Source organism: Chromatiales bacterium (assembly GCA_020445605.1).
GTDB lineage: Bacteria > Pseudomonadota > Gammaproteobacteria > JAGRGH01 > JAGRGH01 > JAGRGH01.
Genome location: JAGRGH010000037.1, coordinates 10,755 through 29,608, shown reverse-complemented (window position 1 = coordinate 29,608; position 18,854 = coordinate 10,755). Strand labels below are relative to the sequence as shown.

At 65.7% G+C, this 18,854-nt stretch carries 14 protein-coding genes and 1 CRISPR repeat array; of the genes, 10 read left to right on the top strand and 4 right to left on the bottom strand.

Features of this window, described 5'->3' with window-relative positions; translation table 11 throughout:
• Nucleotides 1–11 precede the first annotated feature (11 nt).
• A complete protein-coding gene (locus tag KDG50_07285; protein MCB1865219.1) occupies nt 12–257 on the top strand; it encodes a type II toxin-antitoxin system prevent-host-death family antitoxin in 246 nt (81 codons plus the stop codon).
• Entirely contained in the window at nt 254–640 is a 387-nt protein-coding gene (locus KDG50_07280; protein MCB1865218.1) for a type II toxin-antitoxin system VapC family toxin, read from the top strand. The genes KDG50_07285 and KDG50_07280 overlap by 4 nt, the downstream gene beginning before the upstream one ends.
• A 304-nt stretch (nt 641–944) precedes the next feature.
• Nucleotides 945–3,458: a CRISPR direct-repeat array (repeat unit 37 nt; unit sequence GTTCCGGCTAAGGCGCACTTCCTGATCTGTTACGCTC).
• A gap of 72 nt (nt 3,459–3,530) precedes the next feature.
• On the opposite strand, the gene cas2 is transcribed toward KDG50_07280, so the two are convergent.
• Genes cas2 through cas9 form a run of 3 tightly spaced genes read right to left on the bottom strand, consistent with a single transcriptional unit; the run spans nt 3,531 to nt 8,012 of the window.
• The gene (gene cas2 / locus KDG50_07275) at nt 3,531–3,911 is read right to left on the bottom strand and encodes a CRISPR-associated endonuclease Cas2 (GenBank protein MCB1865217.1); all 381 of its coding nucleotides are present in this window, start codon (nt 3,909–3,911) and stop codon (nt 3,531–3,533) included.
• Nucleotides 3,877–4,827, bottom strand: a complete 951-nt coding sequence (gene cas1 / locus KDG50_07270; protein ID MCB1865216.1) for a type II CRISPR-associated endonuclease Cas1 — start codon at nt 4,825–4,827, stop codon at nt 3,877–3,879. The genes cas2 and cas1 overlap by 35 nt, the downstream gene beginning before the upstream one ends.
• Nucleotides 4,824–8,012 carry a type II CRISPR RNA-guided endonuclease Cas9 gene (gene cas9, locus KDG50_07265; GenBank protein MCB1865215.1) on the bottom strand — a complete coding sequence of 1,063 codons (3,189 nt, stop codon included), beginning with the start codon at nt 8,010–8,012 and terminating at the stop codon, nt 4,824–4,826. The genes cas1 and cas9 overlap by 4 nt, the downstream gene beginning before the upstream one ends.
• 393 nt (nt 8,013–8,405) lie before the next feature.
• Here cas9 and KDG50_07260 point away from each other — a divergent pair, with 393 nt between their 5' ends.
• Nucleotides 8,406–9,227 (top strand): M48 family metallopeptidase, encoded by an 822-nt coding sequence (locus KDG50_07260; protein MCB1865214.1) that lies wholly within the window; start codon nt 8,406–8,408, stop codon nt 9,225–9,227.
• Nucleotides 9,224–9,850, top strand: coding sequence for a DUF1287 domain-containing protein (locus tag KDG50_07255; protein ID MCB1865213.1), 627 nt, complete (start codon nt 9,224–9,226; stop codon nt 9,848–9,850). The genes KDG50_07260 and KDG50_07255 overlap by 4 nt, the downstream gene beginning before the upstream one ends.
• 16 nt (nt 9,851–9,866) lie before the next feature.
• On the opposite strand, the gene KDG50_07250 is transcribed toward KDG50_07255, so the two are convergent.
• A complete protein-coding gene (locus tag KDG50_07250) occupies nt 9,867–11,603 on the bottom strand; it encodes a lysophospholipid acyltransferase family protein (protein ID MCB1865212.1) in 1,737 nt (578 codons plus the stop codon).
• Nucleotides 11,604–11,806: 203 nt separating this feature from the next.
• Between KDG50_07250 and KDG50_07245 the strand changes: the two genes are divergently transcribed.
• The 6 genes from KDG50_07245 to KDG50_07220 are packed head-to-tail and all read left to right on the top strand — an operon-like array spanning nt 11,807 to nt 18,851.
• Nucleotides 11,807–12,826: an AAA family ATPase gene (locus tag KDG50_07245; protein ID MCB1865211.1), complete on the top strand. Its 1,020-nt coding sequence runs from the start codon at nt 11,807–11,809 to the stop codon at nt 12,824–12,826.
• Nucleotides 12,823–13,779, top strand: coding sequence for a DUF58 domain-containing protein (locus KDG50_07240; GenBank protein ID MCB1865210.1), 957 nt, complete (start codon nt 12,823–12,825; stop codon nt 13,777–13,779). Before KDG50_07245 ends, KDG50_07240 begins: the two co-directional genes overlap by 4 nt.
• Nucleotides 13,776–14,252: a DUF4381 domain-containing protein gene (locus KDG50_07235; protein MCB1865209.1), complete on the top strand. Its 477-nt coding sequence runs from the start codon at nt 13,776–13,778 to the stop codon at nt 14,250–14,252. The genes KDG50_07240 and KDG50_07235 overlap by 4 nt, the downstream gene beginning before the upstream one ends.
• Entirely contained in the window at nt 14,249–15,274 is a 1,026-nt protein-coding gene (locus KDG50_07230; GenBank protein MCB1865208.1) for a VWA domain-containing protein, read from the top strand. The genes KDG50_07235 and KDG50_07230 overlap by 4 nt, the downstream gene beginning before the upstream one ends.
• Nucleotides 15,271–17,151, top strand: a complete 1,881-nt coding sequence (locus KDG50_07225) for a VWA domain-containing protein (GenBank protein ID MCB1865207.1) — start codon at nt 15,271–15,273, stop codon at nt 17,149–17,151. The genes KDG50_07230 and KDG50_07225 overlap by 4 nt, the downstream gene beginning before the upstream one ends.
• Nucleotides 17,145–18,851 (top strand): protein BatD, encoded by a 1,707-nt coding sequence (locus KDG50_07220; protein MCB1865206.1) that lies wholly within the window; start codon nt 17,145–17,147, stop codon nt 18,849–18,851. The genes KDG50_07225 and KDG50_07220 overlap by 7 nt, the downstream gene beginning before the upstream one ends.
• Nucleotides 18,852–18,854 lie beyond the last annotated feature (3 nt).

The following is an 18,854-nucleotide window of genomic DNA, read 5'->3' as shown; positions in this document are numbered from 1 at the left end:
CTGGACCGGCAATGGAAACCTTCAACATTCACGACGCGAAAACGCACCTTTCACGGCTGGTCGACAAAGCCGCGAAAGGCGAACCGTTCGTGATCGCAAAGGCCGGCAAACCACTTGTGAAGGTGGTGGCGCTCGATGCACCGACGGCCTCGGAGCAACGGAGAACCGGATTCCTGGCGGGGCAGATCTCGGTGCCGGACGACTTCGACCGCATGGGCGAGTCCGAAATAGAAGATATCTTCAACGCTTCCACGTGAACCTCCTGCTCGATACCCATCTGCTGCTCTGGTCGGCGGGCGATCCCGCACGGTTGTCGGGCGAAGCGAGGGGCTTCATTGAAGATGAAAGCAATGCCTTGCACTTCAGCGCCGCAAGTATCTGGGAGATCGTGATCAAAAACGGTCTCGGTCGGCCGGACTTTCAGGTCGACACCGGGGTACTGCGCAGATGTCTTCTCGACAATGGCTACGCCGAGCTGGGTGTCACAAGTGCACACGCCATCGCGGTTGGGCGACTCGCGCCTGTCCACCGCGATCCATTTGACCGCATGCTCGTTGCGCAGGCCGAAACCGCGGGCGTGCTGTTGCTGACCAGCGACGCACGGCTGGGCGCCTATTCTGCGAATGTGCGAATCGTCTAGAGCCTCATTCGGAATTGCCTGTGAAAGACTGGACGCTTTACCCACTCCACGTTTTCATGGAACTGCGCGATCGCGCAGAACCCGTATTGAACGCAGGCGAACCACTCTCTGATTTTGTGCGGGAGTCCATGCGACTGAACATTGACCGGCGCAAAGCGCAACGCGAGTTTATTGCGCGCGGGCTTGCGCTCGACAAGGCCGGACTAGAGAGCTGCGACTATGTCTCCGCCACCGAGATGCTTGCGCGCCTGGACGCCATATTGGCGGCGACTTCCGACCTGCCGAAGAAACGGTCGCGAGATTAGTTCCGGCTAAGGCGCACTTCCTGATCTGTTACGCTCTTTCCAGCTCCGGCGGGCATTCTCGGGCACGTTCCGGCTAAGGCGCACTTCCTGATCTGTTACGCTCATCAACAACGACGAGGAGAATCCATGGGGAGTTCCGGCTAAGGCGCACTTCCTGATCTGTTACGCTCCCAACGAAACACCATGCCCACGGCCGACAAGTTCCGGCTAAGGCGCACTTCCTGATCTGTTACGCTCCAATGCGCCGGCCCATCAACCGAGGACCAGTTCCGGCTAAGGCGCACTTCCTGATCTGTTACGCTCGGCAGGCAATTCTTCCTCTACGACGACGTTGTTCCGGCTAAGGCGCACTTCCTGATCTGTTACGCTCGATGGCAGTCACGAGGGCCAAGCCGTCGGTGTTCCGGCTAAGGCGCACTTCCTGATCTGTTACGCTCAGGCTCTGCACTACACTCGTGCACATGTATGTTCCGGCTAAGGCGCACTTCCTGATCTGTTACGCTCCCAGACCGACGCCGGCATCATCATGCCGGAGTTCCGGCTAAGGCGCACTTCCTGATCTGTTACGCTCTGCGCGGTTACATGCACCGATGCCGCCACGGTTCCGGCTAAGGCGCACTTCCTGATCTGTTACGCTCAGAGTGTCGCCATCGTAACTGACGACGATGGTTCCGGCTAAGGCGCACTTCCTGATCTGTTACGCTCCGCGAGCGCTGGCGCGCGATCGTGCAGGAAGTTCCGGCTAAGGCGCACTTCCTGATCTGTTACGCTCGCCGCTCGCTGACCTGCTCGATGCAGTTGAGTTCCGGCTAAGGCGCACTTCCTGATCTGTTACGCTCCGTCCGCGCGGAAGAGTTCAACTCGATCATGTTCCGGCTAAGGCGCATTTCCTGATCTGTTACGCTCGAACCTGCCATACACGATGAGCAGCGACGCGTTCCGGCTAAGGCGCACTTCCTGATCTGTTACGCTCTCATGCGCGTCACAATACCCCCGGCATCGTGTTCCGGCTAAGGCGCACTTCCTGATCTGTTACGCTCCGCTTGCGAACACCTGCCTCCATCCGACCAGTTCCGGCTAAGGCGCACTTCCTGATCTGTTACGCTCGCAGTCCGGGCCATTCAACAATCGGAGTAAGTTCCGGCTAAGGCGCACTTCCTGATCTGTTACGCTCCATCTGGCTGCTGCGAAGCAAGAATTGCAGGTTCCGGCTAAGGCGCACTTCCTGATCTGTTACGCTCAGACCCTCAACTATGGAGCTTTACTGACGAGGTTCCGGCTAAGGCGCACTTCCTGATCTGTTACGCTCATTTCCGGATGCTGCTGGACGTCTCCGGCGGTTCCGGCTAAGGCGCACTTCCTGATCTGTTACGCTCCTTCAGATACTCGACAAACAAAGCACTCTCGTTCCGGCTAAGGCGCACTTCCTGATCTGTTACGCTCGAATTTTGCGCGGGCGTGCGGTCGATGACGGTTCCGGCTAAGGCGCACTTCCTGATCTGTTACGCTCAATCCAGTTTGTTCTCAACGGCTGGCGCCTGTTCCGGCTAAGGCGCACTTCCTGATCTGTTACGCTCCGCCACGTAAACGTCAAGCGTGCCCGCGCCGTTCCGGCTAAGGCGCACTTCCTGATCTGTTACGCTCGCGCTGCGGGCGGTCAAGCGCACCCAATAGTTCCGGCTAAGGCGCACTTCCTGATCTGTTACGCTCCCATTCGCCGGAAACCCGGCAAGGAGTTACGTTCCGGCTAAGGCGCACTTCCTGATCTGTTACGCTCCATGCGCCGCTGCAAGGGCTACTTGCCCAGGTTCCGGCTAAGGCGCACTTCCTGATCTGTTACGCTCATCCTTTGACCATGGTGTGATCCAGACCCAGTTCCGGCTAAGGCGCACTTCCTGATCTGTTACGCTCCGAGTCTGGCGCATGTTAGAAGCTCCGACGTTCCGGCTAAGGCGCACTTCCTGATCTGTTACGCTCCGCGCCCGCCATCTCCAACGCCCCGGATGGGTTCCGGCTAAGGCGCACTTCCTGATCTGTTACGCTCGGAAAGGCAGAAGGCTTGGTATGCGTCCAAGTTCCGGCTAAGGCGCACTTCCTGATCTGTTACGCTCTTGCAGGCCATTGGCAAGGTGCTGCGCCACGTTCCGGCTAAGGCGCACTTCCTGATCTGTTACGCTCGAACAAACTTGATCTGTTGCTGGTGATTCAGTTCCGGCTAAGGCGCACTTCCTGATCTGTTACGCTCAGATGGCCGATTATACTATTGGAGATATAAGTTCCGGCTAAGGCGCACTTCCTGATCTGTTACGCTCTGGGAATGCCCGTTGTGAAGCGGGTCATTCGTTCCGGCTAAGGCGCACTTCCTGATCTGTTACGCTCATCGCCTAGGTTGAAGCGTGCGCGCGAGCAGTTCCGGCTAAGGCGCACTTCCTGATCTGTTACGCTCAGGATGCCGATGTGGTCGTCCGGCAGCCGAGTTCCGGCTAAGGCGCACTTCCTGATCTGTTACGCTCCGGCCCGCGGCAAGCCCCTGTTCTGGCAGGGGTTTTCGCCGCGGAGACGGGGATAAAACTGCGTCACTTGCCTCAGAACAACTGGAACTGGTCGGGGTTTTTCAGCGGTTTCTGGCGCTTTCGCCGCTCGAACCGGACGATGCCCTGATACTGCTTGTCGGTGAAATACAGGCAGTAGACCTTGCCACCGGGCGGTAGTACGGATTTTACCCTTCGCGTCCAGGTGTCGGCCTGTTCGCGCCCCTCCACAAAGCGCAGGTACACGGAAAACTGGCAACGCTCGAAGCCAAAATCGAGCAGATCATTGCGAAAGTCGTTGGCCGCCTTGCGGTTTTCCGCCGTGTCGACCGGCAGGTCGAACATCACCAGCATCCACATCAGCCGATAGGCGCACAGCGGCGGGGCCGCACGCGGATCGTCACGAGGTTTCCGCGTCCCGCTCGGTTTCGTCATGTTCGTCGTCCCACAACGATGCAATCACATCCCGCCCAGGCGGCGGCAGGACCAACTCCTTTGCTTGCGCCTCGTAACACTGCGCGAGCGAGACGCACAGCCGCTGAATCACGATCGTGACCGGGCTGACACCCTGAACGACATGCAGGCTGCGCACCGGCAGGCGTGCCAATGCACGCTTGACCAGCGGGGTGAGGTCGCGCTGACCGCCATCCCAAAGCCTGCGCACCCAGGCATCCACCAACGGCCGGAAGGGTTCCATGAGGTCATCGACCAATCGCATGGAATTGCCCTCGTTCGCGTGGTGCAAGGGAATTCCGGGGTGCAGCCCAGCCGCCATGAGCTGTCGGGCGACCGTCGCCCGAAGGATCGTATAGCCGTAGTTCAGCAACAGATTCTGGTCACCACCGTGGCGCCTGCGGCGGAAATCGCCACCGAACAGCTGAGACCAGTAAAGCCGTGCGGCCTGGCCTTCCACATTGGAGGGGTCGCCGGCACGCACGGCTCGGACCATTCTTAACAGGGGCGCCGGCGGCCCGTCGAACAGGTCCACGACCGCAGCCTGCATGCCGATCTTTGCCTGTACGACCTGCTTCCATAAGCGTTTGCGCATGGGCAGCGAGGCGGCCAATTGTGCGTCCATACGCGCAGCTTGGCGATGATGGCTTTCGACCGGCCACAACATCGCCACCGGGCGATGATTCGCCCCGCAAAGCACGAACGGGCAGCCGCGTTCAGCCAGCGCCACCAGCAAGTTGTTGCTGTAGCTGAGCCCGTGGCCATTGCCGATCAGCGCGGCAATGTCGTCGATCGGCGTGCGGGCAACCTCTCCGCCACCGTGATTGACGACCAGAAAGCCACGATCCAGCGACAGGTAACGCCCCGCCCCCGCGACCTCGACGACGCGACCGATCACGATTGGCCCTTGAAGCCAGGGTCATTCACGTAGCCGAGGACATCGACCCCTACAACCCTCGCTCTCAAAGGTCCGAGCCGACTTGGCGCGACCCTTAGATAGTTAAACGGGTCGGCCTTGGCTCGATCACGCGCATCTACGTTACTCTCACAGTGTGGGGCCAGCGCAATAATGCCGGCTGAAATTTTTACCACGCGATAGACCACCCGGTTTTGATCGATCTCCAGCGCCAACAGATCGTCCTTCCTGAGCCGAAACATGAACCTGCGCCCCTGCACATCCGGCGCCCTGCGCAAATCGAACCCCGGCTGATTGGCCTCGAAAACGGTCACGATTTCGCCGGTCCACTTGCCGTTTTCCAACTCGAAAATGTCGTAACAGTAGTTCGCGTCGCCCTTGACGTAGCGATAGGCCGCTCCCGTGCGACGATCGTGAATCGCGATGGCCTTAAGCCTTTCGTGAAGCTGGACACGCCGGATGCCGGTCTGCTGTGAATACGCCAACAGCGCGGCCTTGACCTCTTTGCCGCTGGAAAGCGGCGAGAGCAGTGTCGTCAGCCGGCTCTGAAGATTCGCATCTGCGAGTTTCTGGAGATCGGCGACGGACGAAAGGCTCTCGATCGGAACGAAGTGGGCAAGCAGCGGATTGCCGCGTTTGTCCTCCGGCCCGCGCAGGCCGTAGTTAGTCTCATTGTGCAGGCTGCCCTCGGTCCCATGGTCCGGGCGATGTGAAACCACAACCTTGTTCAGTACGGCGCCCAGATCCTCGCGAAAGGTCGGCCACGGCGGTTCCAACTCCGCCAGCAGACGATTCTCGCCCATGGACTCGGCCCTCGAAGCCGCAGTCGCCAGTCGCTGGATGGTGCTGCGACTGCATTGCCCAACCACTGCTGCATCCAGCGCATGATGACGGTGGTCGTCCCGGTTCTTGCGATTGTCATCGGACAGCAGCGAGTTCAGCCCCCAGCGCCCGCGCAACATTGCCGTCAGCCGGCCGCTGGACACCCAGACCTTGTCCTTGTGGCAGATGTAGCTCAGGTATTGCTTGGCAACCCTGCTCAGATACGCCGTGTCCGTGATGTGCCGATCGAGAAAACTGCGTTCGCCCAAAAACTCATCGAGCGCGTTTTCGCGGAACAACAGCGCCTTACGGCCCGGCAGGTGCGCGGCGCGTTCCTCGATCGCTTCCCAGCTGTAGCCTGAGGGGGAGTGACCGAAGGCTTCGAACGGCGTCTTGTTGCCCTTTGCCCGATTTGCCGCACGTGTACACAGCACCTTGTTGCCAATTCCATCGTGCAGCGACTTCGAAAACGGCAGGATGTGGTCCATCTCAATCTCATCGCTGAACAACATGGCCTTGCTGATCTGTGTGCCACTGTAGACGCAGTCGCGCACCATGGCATCGTCAGCGCCGAGCTCCTCCCAAAGTCGGAGCTTCTCGCGGTTCACGCGGGTCGGCGTTCTACCTAGCCGCCGTAGTTCCGCGCCGTACTCCTCGTTTCGCGCCTGGTTATCGGCCTGTTCGCGTTGGATTTCGCGGCGACGTTGGCCGGAAAGACCAAACTCTCGAGCGAGTTCCACGATGATTTCAGCGGGCGGTCCAAACCGCTTCGCGAGCGCATTCACGAGCTGGCGCAGCTGGTTCAGGCCAATGTGGACGGTGGGATTCGCGATCTTTCCCCACAGCCGTTCGTCGTCATTTTTGGCGGTTGGGGTGGGTGAGGTGTAGCCCTGCAAGATCTCGCCGTAGTACGGAAGACGGTCAAAGATTTCGCCGGTATGGAACGCCGAGTGGTGCGCATATCCCGCGTTTTGAACCGCCACGTCGTAGGTAACGACATCGGCCTCCAATGCAGGAATGATCTTCTGCAAAGCCTTTCGGCTCAGACTCCCATAGTCATCGGGCAGGACGATACCGGCAATACGCTCGGCCTGCGCGCTGGACAGTTTGAATGGCAATTTCGCCATGCCGGCGATGAACTCACGCTCATGCGGGTGCGGCCGAGCCAGATACTCCACCTCGCTCAGGTTTTCTGGCAATGCGAGGAGGGCCTCAACAAGGCGATCATGCTGATCGGCCCTTTGGACAAGAAGCGCAAGCCCCTCCTGCTGCTCGGGCGTTAATTCAAACCACTGATCTCCAAGCGCATCTGGATCAGCGAACGAAGCAGCCACAGCATCGCCTTTGAGCCCTTTACGCTTCTCCGACTCCAGGTTGAAGGATTTGGCGTTTCGCAGGCCCGCCGCCTTCGCCAGCGCCGAGAAGCTGGCCTGCTTCGCCTCGGCGCCGAGCAATTCAAGCATCGCGTTGCGTTCACCCAAGGTAAGCGGACGTTGCCCTATCCCCTCGCGGACACGAAGGTTATTCAGTTCCTGCAACATGCGGAACCGTTGCTGAAGCGGCGAACACAGTGGCGCACGATATTCATCCCGCTCGAACTGGCAACGGCCAGGCATCACCGGGCGAAGCCTGCGCTGGAACAGGATGGTCTCTCGAAGGGTTCGTTGCAGTTGATCCGTCAATAGCTCAGGGTGGTGTTTGCGTTGGGCCTCCCAAAGCGAGTCGAATTCGCGCTCCACCATGGCCCTTTGCAGATAGAGCACGTAGCCGCCATCCGAAGAGCGCCGCGCCCGTACCGGCGATCGCTCGGCATGTTGCTGGGCCAGGTACTCACCCACCGTTCGGCAACCTGCCGTACGTATCCGGTCCTCCAGCGCCTTGATTGCCTCGGTGACCTTGCCAGTTTCCTTTTCCCGCTCGGTATCGCCGCGATCCTTGCGGCTGCTTCGAAACCCGCGCTTGCGCGCAAGATGGTAGATCGCCCGGCCAAGCTCGTGCGGGCTCAGCTGCTCATCCAGACCCCGCGCGCGAAGCTCGTAGGGGTCAAGCTTCTGGAGCTCCTTGCGGTCGGGTTCGTCTGCCGGCATGAGCCCATGTCGAACCAGATGCTCCAGCAGTCGTTTGCGGCGTTTCAGGACGCGGTCGCGTCGACGCCGCGCCTGCCGCGCCAGGCGACGATCCGCTGCCTTGGATGCGAGTGTTTTAGCCTGACGGCCGTCGGAAAAGATCCGCACGCCCGCCCGTCGGATGGACTCAGGCTCGCCGCTGTCAGCAAGCCTGTACACACACCAGCCTAATGATGTGACCCCGAGGTCCAATCCCAGTCTGTAGTTGATTCTTGCCACTCCGTGCCTCCCTATTGACCAAATAACAACGCCTGCGCTAGGCTGAAATCGCACTAGCAGATCAGGAAGTGCGCTTTATCCGATAACAAGCTGATGCTGTTAAAGGCTAAATGCATCAAATCCGGAAGCCGGCCTCGCGCCGGCTTCTGTCTTTATAGCCTTCCCCGAACGAACACGACAAGCCCCCCCCAGAGGTCGCGCTTGAGTTGCGTCAAGTGATTGGGGGGCCCGCCGGCAATCAACGCCAGAGCCAGGCTTAACGCCGTCGCCCGTGGTGTACGGCAGCGCTTACCGGCCAAGGTCTGAGCCCGGCCTCGGCCACACATGCGGGACCACGCCCGGCAGCGCGCGGGCGTATCATTTGTTGCTCTCGGCCAAGGAGTATCCGCCCCGATGATCACGAGCCTGAATCGCGCTGCGTTCGTTCTTCTGTCGGCACTCGCCACGGGCTGTGCGACCAGCCCGACCGGTCGCCAGCAGTTCATGCTGATTTCGCCGGAACAGGCGATCTCGTCGAGCGCCGAGGCCTACGTGCAGACGCTCGCGCCCCTCGAGAAACAGGGCAAGGTCGATTCGAATGCGGTGACCAGCGAGCGCGTGCGCACGATCACCGGGCGCATCGTGACCGAAGCCGTTGCCAAGTTTCCGAACACGCGCGACTGGGCGTGGAGCGTGAAGGTGATCGACGATCCGGAGACCGTCAACGCATGGTGCATGGCCGGCGGCAAGATGGCCGTCTACACCGGGCTGCTTGAGAAGGTGAAACCCACCGACGACGAACTCGCGCAGGTCATGGGCCACGAGATCGCGCACGCGTTGGCGAATCACACGGCAGAGAAGATGTCGGTTGCGCTGGCCTCGTCTGCGGCGGTCGCGGGCGTTGCGATTGCCGCGAGCGATTCGCGCTATGCGGGTGCGGCACTCGCGGGGGCCTCGCTGGCCGCGGCGCTGGCGATCAAGTTGCCGAATTCGCGTACCGCCGAGACCGAGGCCGACGAGATCGGCATCGAACTCGCCGCGCGCGCCGGCTACGATCCGCGTTCGGCCGTGACGCTCTGGGAGAAGATGGGCAAGGTCGGCGGCAAGCGGGTTCCCGAATTCGTCAGCACGCATCCGGCGCCCGAGAATCGTCAGGAACGGCTGGGCAAGCTCGCGCCGAAGATGATGCCCTTCTACCAGGAACGCAAACCGCACCCGATCCATCCACTCGAATGAGCGGCCCGCGCGGCGTCTTGCGTCGGGCATCACGCCGGGCATTGGCTTGCGCAGTGTTCACGCTGGCCGCGACCGCCCGCGCGGACCTGGACGAAGCGTTCACAAGCGCTCTCGTCGCCGCCGCGATGGAACGCACGCGGCATTCGGTCGCTTATGACGGCAGCTATCGCCGGATCGATTATCCGAACGGCGATGTGCCCGGCCACACCGGTGTGTGCACGGATGTGGTCATCCGTTCGTATCGCGCGCTCGGCATCGATCTGCAACAACTCGTGCACGAGGACATGCGGTCGAACTTTGACGCGTATCCGTCGCGCCGCATCTGGGGCCTGACGCGACCGGATCCGAACATCGATCACCGGCGCGTGCCGAATCTACAGGCGTTCTTCAGGCGGGCCGGCGCTGCGCTGCCGGCGAGCAACAGCGCAACGGACTACCTGCCCGGCGATCTCGTCACGTGGATGTTGCCCGGCAATCTGCCGCATATCGGCGTGGTGGTCGAGCAACGATCAGACGATAAACGACGCCCGCTGATCGTCCACAACATCGGATCGGGCCCGGCGCTGGCCGATGTGCTGTTCGCCTATCCGGTGACGGGGCACTACCGCTTTCGAGTGAACTGACGCGTTCAGCAGGCTGTCAGGCGGCAACCGGAGTACGCGCCGGCTCGATGTAACGCTCGCGTTTCTGTGCACGGATGCGCGCGGTCTCGACCAGGATGAACGCGTCGACGCAGTCGCCGAAGTCCGGGTCCACACCAAAGTCCAGGAAGCGCACGCCACCCGCTTCGCACAGTTCACTGTATTGCTTGAACAGCGTCGGCACCTGCAGGCCGTAGTGACCAAGCTGTTCCTTCAGGCGTCTGAAATCAGCTGCGTAGTCGCCGCCGCCGAAGGCCTGTGCCGCGTGCAGATGTTCTTCGCTCGTCAGGCGGTACGGGCGGGTTGTCGCGACCAGCCCAGTGTCGTCGCCGAAGTACAGGGAATAAAACCGCATCAGCAGGGCGCGCGCGCCGGCCGGGAAACTGTTCGGAATCGTCAGCGGCCCGAACAGATACTCGACCTCGGGATGCCGAGCCAGATATGCGCCGATACCCTGCCACAGATAGTCCAGCGCGCGACTGCCCCAGTAACGCGGCTGCACGAAGCTACGCCCCAGCTCGATCGCATGGCCGAGATAGGCACCGAACCGGTCGGTGAACGGAAACAGCGAATTCGTATAGAAACCTTCGCGGCCGTGCTCGCTCATGATCGATCGGCTCTCGCCGATGCGATAGGCGCCGACGATCTCGAGCGCTTCCTCATCCCACAGCACGATGTGGCGATACCAAGTGTCGAAGACATCCAGATCGCGCCGCCTGCCGGTGCCCTCGCCGACCTTGCGGAAGCTGATCTCGCGCAGCCGGCCGATCTCGCGCAGCACGGCGGAATCGGGTGTGGGCTCAAAGAGCAGGATGCGCTTGCCATCGCCGGTCTGACCGAGCACGGCGGCGGCACGCAGCTCCGATTTCAGCGCCTGGCGGCTTTCCGGATGGGCGATCGCCTTCTCGGTCCGGAGCAGGCCCTTGCGTCCCGCGCCAATCCGGTAGACGTGCTTGCGCACCAACGCACACTGCGCCTTGGTCGACAGGCCGCGCGGCTCCAGTGCCTCGGCGGGAATCAGTTCGCCGACGCGGATCGGCATGTGGCCGGTGCGGTTGTAGAACATCTCGCGCACCAGCAGCGCGGTGGACAGCGGCCGCGCGAGCATGGATGCCGTGTAGAACAGTGCCGAATTGCGGGCCTGCAGATAGACGGGCAACACCGGCGCGCGTGCCTTGCGGGCAAAGCGCAGGAATCCGGCGCGCCAGCGCGCATCGCGCAGGCCCTGCGGTCGCAGGCGGGAGACCTCCCCGGCCGGAAACACGATGACGGCCTGCTCGTTCCCAAGCGCCTCGCTGACCGCGCCAATCGCGCCACGACCGATGCGCCCGCCCATGTTGTCGACCGGAATCAGCAAGCGCCGCATCGGCTCGAGCTGCCAGAGCATGTCGTTGGCGAGCACGCGCACGTCACGGCGCACCTCGCCGACCATGCGCAGCAGACCCAGCGCATCGAGACCACCGAGCGGGTGATTCGCCACGATGACCACCCGCCCCTGCGCCGGCACGTTGCGCCGGTCGGCGTCGGTTACCGAGTAGGAGAAGTCGAAATGGTCGAGCACGCGCTCGACGAACTCGAAGCCCTGCAGGTGGCCGTTGTCGGCCATCAAGGCGTTGACCTCGCGCTCGCGCAGAACGCGGCGCAGGACGGCGACGAAAGGCACCCGCAGGCCGCCCGAGGCGCGCCCGAAGGTGCGCGGAAATTTCTCGGCCAGCGCCTGTTCGACGTCGATCATTCGCCAGCCCCTTGACCCGCCGCATCACGGCCGGACACATCCAGTCTCAGCATGTGGCAGAGGATCGGGGCATGCAGTGAAGCCGCCGTTACGACGCAATGAATTCCCGATGACAGAACCTCGCGGCGTAGTTCCGGTCACAGCGCTTGCAGCCTCCGCGCCCGGCACTACAATGGCCCCCCCTCCCGAGAACCCGAGACACGATGGCGAAACGATCCAACGTCGAGAAGGCTGAGTCCGTCTCGGTCAGCCCCGAGCAGACCGCCTTCGCCGAACTCGGCGCCGCGCTGTCGGCCCGCGTCGTCGGTCAGCCGCTGCTGATCGAGCGCCTGCTGATCGCGCTGCTCGCCGACGGCCACCTGCTGGTCGAGGGCGCGCCGGGCCTGGCAAAAACCACCGCCATCAAGGTGCTCGGCGAGCATCTGGAGGCCGACTTCCACCGCGTGCAGTTCACCCCGGACCTGCTGCCGGCCGACCTGACCGGCACGGACGTATTCCGGCCGCAGACCGGCGCGTTCGAGTTCCAGCACGGGCCGCTGTTCCACAACCTGATGCTGGCCGACGAGATCAACCGCGCGCCGGCCAAGGTGCAGTCCGCCCTGCTCGAAGCGATGGCCGAGCGCCAGATCACCGTGGGTGCGCACAGCTACGCGCTGCCCGAGCTGTTCCTGGTCATGGCGACGCAGAACCCGATCGAGCAGGAAGGCACCTATCCGCTGCCGGAAGCGCAGCTCGACCGCTTCCTGATGTACGTGCGCATCGGCTATCCGGCGCTGGATGCCGAGCGCGAGATCCTGCGCCTGGCCCGCGAGGAGGCCAACGGCCAGCTCGACGGCAAAGGCGGCCAGGCCTCCGGCGTGCGCGTCGACCAGCGCACGATCTTCGCCGCACGCAAGGCCGTGCTCGGCCTGCATGTGTCGGACGCACTCGAGGAATACCTGCTGCAGCTCGTGCTCGCGACGCGCAGCCCCGGCGAGTGGGGCGAAGACCTCGCGCGCTGGGTGCGCTTCGGCGCATCGCCACGCGCATGCATCGCGCTGGAGCGCTGTGCGCGGGCCCGCGCCTGGCTCGCCGGCCGCGACTACGTATCGCCGGAGGACATCCAGGCGCTCGCCCCGGACGTGCTGCGCCACCGCATCCTGCTGACCTTCGAGGCCGAGGCCGACGGCGTCAGCTCCGATACGCTGGTCGCCGAACTGGTGCGCCGCGTGCCGGTGCCGTGAGTCCGGGTCCGCTTCCCGCCGCGCCCACGCCGGTCAACGACGGCGTACACCTCGACAACGCCCGCCTGATCGCGCTGCGACGCCGCGCGGGCGTGGTGCTGACCCGGCCGCGCGCCTGTCCGGACGCCGGCCAGTCCGGCAACTACGCCTCGCCGTTTCGCGGACGCGGCATGGACTTCGAGGAGACGCGCGTCTACCAGGCCGGCGACGACGTGCGCCACATCGACTGGCGCGTGACCGCGCGCAGCGGCATTCCGCATACCAAGCTGTATCGCGAGGAACGCGAGCGCCCGGTGCTGTTTTTCGTGGACGTCGGCCGCTCCATGCGCTTTGGCACACGCCGCGCGTTCAAGTCCGTCGCCGCCGCCGAGGCCGCGGCGTTTCTGGCCTGGTCGGCCGTCGCGCTCGGTGACCGGGTCGGCGGCATCGTCGCCAGTGACGGGGTGCATCGCGAACTGTCACCGCGCCCGCGCACCCGCGGGGCGATTGCGTGGATCCGCGCGCTCGTCGACGTGCACGAAGCGCCCCTCGCCAACACCGGCGGACGCGCCGTCGCGCCGCTCGAACGTTTCGCCCGCATTGCACGACCGGGCAGCCTGAGCGTGATCCTCAGCGACTTCCTGAACCTCGGCGACCTGGACCGCTGGCTCGCCCGGCTCGCCGAACACACCGACCCGGTGCTAGTGCAGGTCTACGATCCGGTCGAGGCACGCGCGCCGCGACCGGGCATGTACTGCATCGGCGATGACGACCGGCGCATCGTGCTGGACACCACGGATCGCTCAGTGGTGCGCGACTACGAGGCGCTGTTCGCGGCCCGCCAGCGCGCGCTGGTCGGCCTGTGCCGCAAGTTCGGCGCGCGGTTTGTGACGCTGGAGACCGGCGCCGACGTCTCCGTGGCCCTGCGTAGCGGGCTGGCCTGTCCGCTGGCATCGACCTGGCGCGCGGCATGAATCCGACCGATGCGCTCGCCGGACTGCGCGACATCCATCTGCCCACCCCGCCGGGCTGGTGGCCACCGCCGCCCGGCTGGTGGTTCGTCGCGCTCGTCGTGCTCGCGCTGGCGGTCTGGGCAGCCTGGCGGTTTTCGGTCCGGGCGCGCTGGCAGGCGCGCTTTGCGCGTCATGAACTGCGCGTGATGCTGCACCGATACGAGCGTCGTGGCGATGCACAGGCCTTCGCAACCGGCGTATCGCGACTGCTTCGCCGCTTCGCGCTGGCACGCTGGCCACGGGAACGGGTCGCAAGCCTGAGCGGCGCGCAGTGGATCGCCTTTCTGGATGCGACCGGCGGCGGATTCAGTCAGGCCGGCGCGGCCGCCATTGCGCATGCCCCGTACGCCAGGCCAAGTGGCGACATCGACGCCCGCGCGCTGTATGCCGCCGCCTACCGCTGGGTGAAACGCAACGCGGGGCGCGCGCGATGATTGAGTTCGCCTGGCCGTGGATGTTCGGGCTGCTGCCGCTGCCGGCGCTGGTCTGGGTGATCCTGCCGCCGGCCAGCGGCGCGGAGGGCGCGGTGGTGCGCATGCCCGCGTTCGATCCGGTCGCACGCATCGCCGGTGATGCCGCCCGTCGCGCGGCCGGGCCGCGCCGCGTGCTGGCCGCAGCCCTGCTGGTCTGGGCGCTGCTGGTGCTGGCGGCCGCCCGGCCGCAGTGGCTCGGCGAGCCCCTGCCGACGGCCCAGGCCGGTCGCGACCTGATGCTGGCCGTCGACCTCTCGGCGAGCATGAAGCGCGCGGACTTCGAGGAGGAAGGCGAACCGCTGAACCGCCTGGAGATCGTCAAGCGCGTCGCGCGCTCGTTCATCGAGGCCCGCAGCGGCGACCGCGTGGGGCTGATCCTGTTCGGCAGCCGCGCCTACCTGCAGGCGCCGCTGACCTTCGACCGGATCACCGTGCGCCAGCTGCTCGACGAAGCCGAAATCGGCCTGGCCGGGGACGCGACCGCGATCGGCGATGCCATCGCGCTCGGCGTCAAACACCTCGATGCCGTGCCAAGCGGCGAACGCGTGCTCGTGCTGCTGACCGACGGCCGCAGCACCGCCGGCGCGATCGAACCCGAAACGGCGGGCGAACTCGCGCGCGATCATGGCGTGCGCATCTACACCGTCGGGCTCGGCGCCGAACGCATGCTGGTCGACGGCTTTCTCGGCCGGCGCATCGTCGACCCGTCACGCGACCTCGACGAGGAACTGCTCGAGCGCATCGCCCAGATGACGTCCGGTCGCTATTTCCGCGCCCGGGATGCCGGCGCCCTGCGCGAGGTGTACGCCGAGATCGACCGCCTGGAACCGCGTGCCGGTGACGATGCCGTGTTCCGGCCCGTCGACGAGCTGTATGTCTGGCCGCTCGGCGTGGCGCTCGCGCTCGCGGGGGCGCAGCAGGCCTGGCTGGTGCGCCGCCGGCGCCATGTGCTGCGCGCGCCGAACGCAGCCCAGCCGACATGATCGTGCCCGACGATTTCCACTTTCTGCGCCCGGCGTGGCTACTCGCGCTGCTGCCGCTGGGCTGGCTGATCGTCAACCGCTGGCGGGTCATGCGGCTGAGCGGCGACTGGTCGCGCGTGGTCGAATCCCATCTGCTCGGCCACATCCTGCTCGGCGGCACACGCGGTCGTGCCAGCGGCGGACTGTCCATCGCCCTGCTCGCGATCGTCTGGCTGCTCGGGGTGCTGGCGGCGGCCGGGCCGACGTGGACACGGCTGCCCGCGCCGGCCCTGCGGCTCGACGAGGCGCGCGTGATCGTGCTGGACCTGTCGCCGTCGATGCGCGCCGGCGACCTTGCGCCGGACCGGCTGATCCGCGCGCGCTACAAACTGCTCGACCTGCTCGAACGCACGGCCGAAGGCCAGGTCGCCCTGGTGGTGTTTTCGGGCGACGCCCACGTCGCCGTGCCACTGACCGATGACGTCGAGACGATCCGCGCGATCGTGCCCGTGCTCGAACCCGGCATCATGCCGCTCGGCGGCAGCGAGCTCGACGCGGGCCTGAAACTCGCCGCGACCCTGCTCGAACGCAGCGGCGGCCCGGGGCGGGTGGTCGTGATCACCGACGGCGTTGCCAACGGCGCCGCGGCGCAGGAGCAGATCGAGGCGCTTGCGGCCAACGGCCATCGAGTCGCGATCCTCGGTGTCGGCACCGAGGCCGGCGCGCCGATCCCGGACGGTGGCGGCGGATTTCTGAAAGACGCCGCGGGCGCCGTGGTCGTGCCGGGTCTGGATTCGGCGGGGCTCGCGAGTCTGGCCGGTATCGGCGGCGGTCCGTACCTGCCGATCAGCGCCGACGACAGCGATGTGCGCCGGCTCGCGCAGTGGCTGGCCCCGGATGCGCGGCGGGCCGAGTGGCGTGCCGTCGCCGAACGCCAGATCGACCGCTGGGACGATGCCGGTGCCTGGCTGGTGCTCGTGCTGCTGCCGTTCGCGCTGGCGCGGTTCCGCCGCGGCCTGTTGCCGGCAATCGCGATCATGGTCCTCTGCGCGGGCCCGCGCGAGTCACTGGCCTTCGACTGGGTGGACTGGTTCTCCCGAGCGGACCAGCGCGCCGCAGCCGCGCTGCTCGAGGGCGACCCGGCCGCCCCCGAGGTATTCAGGGATCCGGACTGGCGCGCCGCGGCGAACTACCGCGGCGAGAACTTCGACGAAGCCCTGAAAGGTTTTCGGCGCGAAGGCGAGCCCAGCGCGGACCGCCACTACAACGCCGGCAACACGCTTGCCCATCTGGGGCGCTATCGCGAGGCGCTGGGTGCCTACGACGAGGCGCTCAAGCTCAACCCCGACATGCAGGACGCCCTGCACAACCGGTTGATCGTCGACGAGCTGCTGCGCCAGCAACAGCCCGACCAGAACGACCCGCAGGGCCAGCCGGACGAAGCCGGCACCGGTTCTGGCGATCAGGGCAAACCGCAGCAGCCCTCCGACCAGCAGGGGCAGCAAGGGCAGGCATCGGGCGCGGACGCCCAGCGCGGGACAGACACCGACCGATCCAAGGGCCAGGACGCGTCGTCAGCGGGCGCGGCGCAGGAACAACCGCCGGGCCAGCCGCAATCCGGGCAGGACGAATCACAGCCTGCCGCGGCCCAGTCAAGCGCGGACGGCGACCCTGCGCACGGCGCACAGCAATCCGCCGGCACGGATCCGTCGAACGAGCCGCCGACCGGGGGCAGCCGCTCCGCGGACCGAGGCGATGCCAGCGGCGGCGAGCCGCTCTACCGCAGCCTGCCGGACGACCCCGGCGGCCTGCTGCGCGAAAAATTCCGCCGCCAGACCGTACGTCGGCGTCAGCTCGAAGCCCACGGTCTGGAGACCCGGGAATTGCAACCATGGTGAAACGCCTGCTGTTCGGTCTGCTGTTGTGGCTGTCGGCGAACCTCGCCGCGGCCGCGCTCACGGCCGAGGTCGACCGCCGCGAGCTCGCGTTCGGGGACACCCTCACGCTGGTCGTGGACCTGCGCGACGGGCAGGTCGGCGGCGAGCCCGATCTGCGCGCGCTGGAACAGGATTTCGAGATCCTCGGCAGTGCGACCCAGCAGTACATGCAGAGCATCAACGGCCGCACCCAGCGCGGACTGCGCTGGCAATACACGCTGGCACCGCGGCGGGCCGGTCAGCTGACCATTCCGGCACTCGCACTGGGCAGCCAGCAGACCGCGCCGATCGTGCTGACGGTGCGCGACGCCCCGGCGGACCAGCGCAGCGACGAGGTCTGGGTGGAGACGGTCGTCGATCGCACGAACCCCCACGTCGGCGAACAGGTCATCGTCGCCGTGCGCATCTTCACGTTGCGACGGATCAGCGGTGGCGAGCTGAGCGATCCGCCGGTCAGCGGTGCGACGCTCGAGTCGCTCGGCGAGGACCTGCATTACCAGACCCGCCGCGGCGAGCAGAACTACGCCGTCATCGAACGGCGGTTCGCACTGTTCCCACGTACGCCAGGCCGGATCGAGATCGGCCCCGCCGTGTTCGACGGCAGCGTCGTCGCGCCGGCCCAGCGGCCGAGCAGCGGCTGGGGCATCCCGGGCTTTTTCGATCAGACCCGCCGCCTGCGCCGACGCAGCGAGCCGGTGGCGCTGGAGGTGCGGCCGGCACCGGTCGGCGCGGGCTGGCTGCCGGCGGAGGAACTCGCGCTCGAGGAACGCTGGGAACCGGCGGCCGGCGAGCCGATCGCCGTGGGCCGCCCCGTCACCCGCACGGTGACGCTGCGTGCGACGGGCCTGTCGCCGCTGCTGATTCCCGACCTGACGGCCGACGCGCCGGATGGCGTCCGCGCCTTCGCCGAGCCGGTGCAGACCGAACAGCGTGCGACCCGCGACGGCATCGCCGTTGAGGCCCGCCGTTCGATTGCCTACATCGCCAACGCGGCCGGTCAATATCGGCTGCCGCCGATCGCGCTGCGCTGGTGGGATGCCGGCGACAAGGCGTGGCGCGAGGCCAACCTGCCGGCGCGAACGATCACGGTCGAACCCGCCGCGATTGCAAGCGGCGCGGCGCCGCCGGCGCCAGTGGCGGTCGCGGAACGCCCGACCGCCGAAGCCGCCAGCGCCCGGTCGGACGCCCCGCTCGATCGGGTCCGCGCTTGGCTGGACGATCTGAGGCTGTGGCGTGTACTGGCCGCCGTTGGCTTTGCGCTGTGGCTGCTCGCGCTCTGGGGCTGGTGGCGCGCACGGCGGTCGCGCGCGGCGACGGGCCGCGCCCGACCGGTCGCCGCCACGACCGGCCGCGTCAGTCTGGAGCGCATCGCACGCGCGGCCCGCGACAACGATCCGGGCGCCGCGCAGACCGCCTGGCTCGACTGGGCCGCCGCGCGCTGGCCGCAGGACCCGCCGCGCAATCTGCGCGCGCTGGCCGCGCGCCTCGACGATACCCGCGCCGCCGCGGCCCTGATCGCGCTCGATGGTTTGCGCTATGGGCCGGCCGGCGACCGCTGGGACGGCGCCGCGCACTGGCGCGCCGTGCGTTCGGTCGCCCCGGCCGACCGTCCCGCGTCCAAGCGCAGCGAATGGCTGCCGCGGCTCTACCCCAATGGCTGAGGC

Excerpts from the sequence above, each read along its gene's own strand:
- KDG50_07285 (MCB1865219.1), top strand. The coding sequence starts at position 12 with ATGGAAACCTTCAACATTCACGACGCGAAAACGCACCTTTCACGGCTG.
- cas2 (MCB1865217.1), bottom strand. The coding sequence starts at position 3,911 with ATGACGAAACCGAGCGGGACGCGGAAACCTCGTGACGATCCGCGTGCG.
- KDG50_07260 (MCB1865214.1), top strand. The coding sequence starts at position 8,406 with ATGATCACGAGCCTGAATCGCGCTGCGTTCGTTCTTCTGTCGGCACTC.
- KDG50_07255 (MCB1865213.1), top strand. The coding sequence starts at position 9,224 with ATGAGCGGCCCGCGCGGCGTCTTGCGTCGGGCATCACGCCGGGCATTG.
- KDG50_07250 (MCB1865212.1), bottom strand. The coding sequence starts at position 11,603 with ATGATCGACGTCGAACAGGCGCTGGCCGAGAAATTTCCGCGCACCTTC.
- KDG50_07245 (MCB1865211.1), top strand. The coding sequence starts at position 11,807 with ATGGCGAAACGATCCAACGTCGAGAAGGCTGAGTCCGTCTCGGTCAGC.
- KDG50_07235 (MCB1865209.1), top strand. The coding sequence starts at position 13,776 with ATGAATCCGACCGATGCGCTCGCCGGACTGCGCGACATCCATCTGCCC.
- KDG50_07230 (MCB1865208.1), top strand. The coding sequence starts at position 14,249 with ATGATTGAGTTCGCCTGGCCGTGGATGTTCGGGCTGCTGCCGCTGCCG.
- KDG50_07225 (MCB1865207.1), top strand. The coding sequence starts at position 15,271 with ATGATCGTGCCCGACGATTTCCACTTTCTGCGCCCGGCGTGGCTACTC.
- KDG50_07220 (MCB1865206.1), top strand. The coding sequence starts at position 17,145 with ATGGTGAAACGCCTGCTGTTCGGTCTGCTGTTGTGGCTGTCGGCGAAC.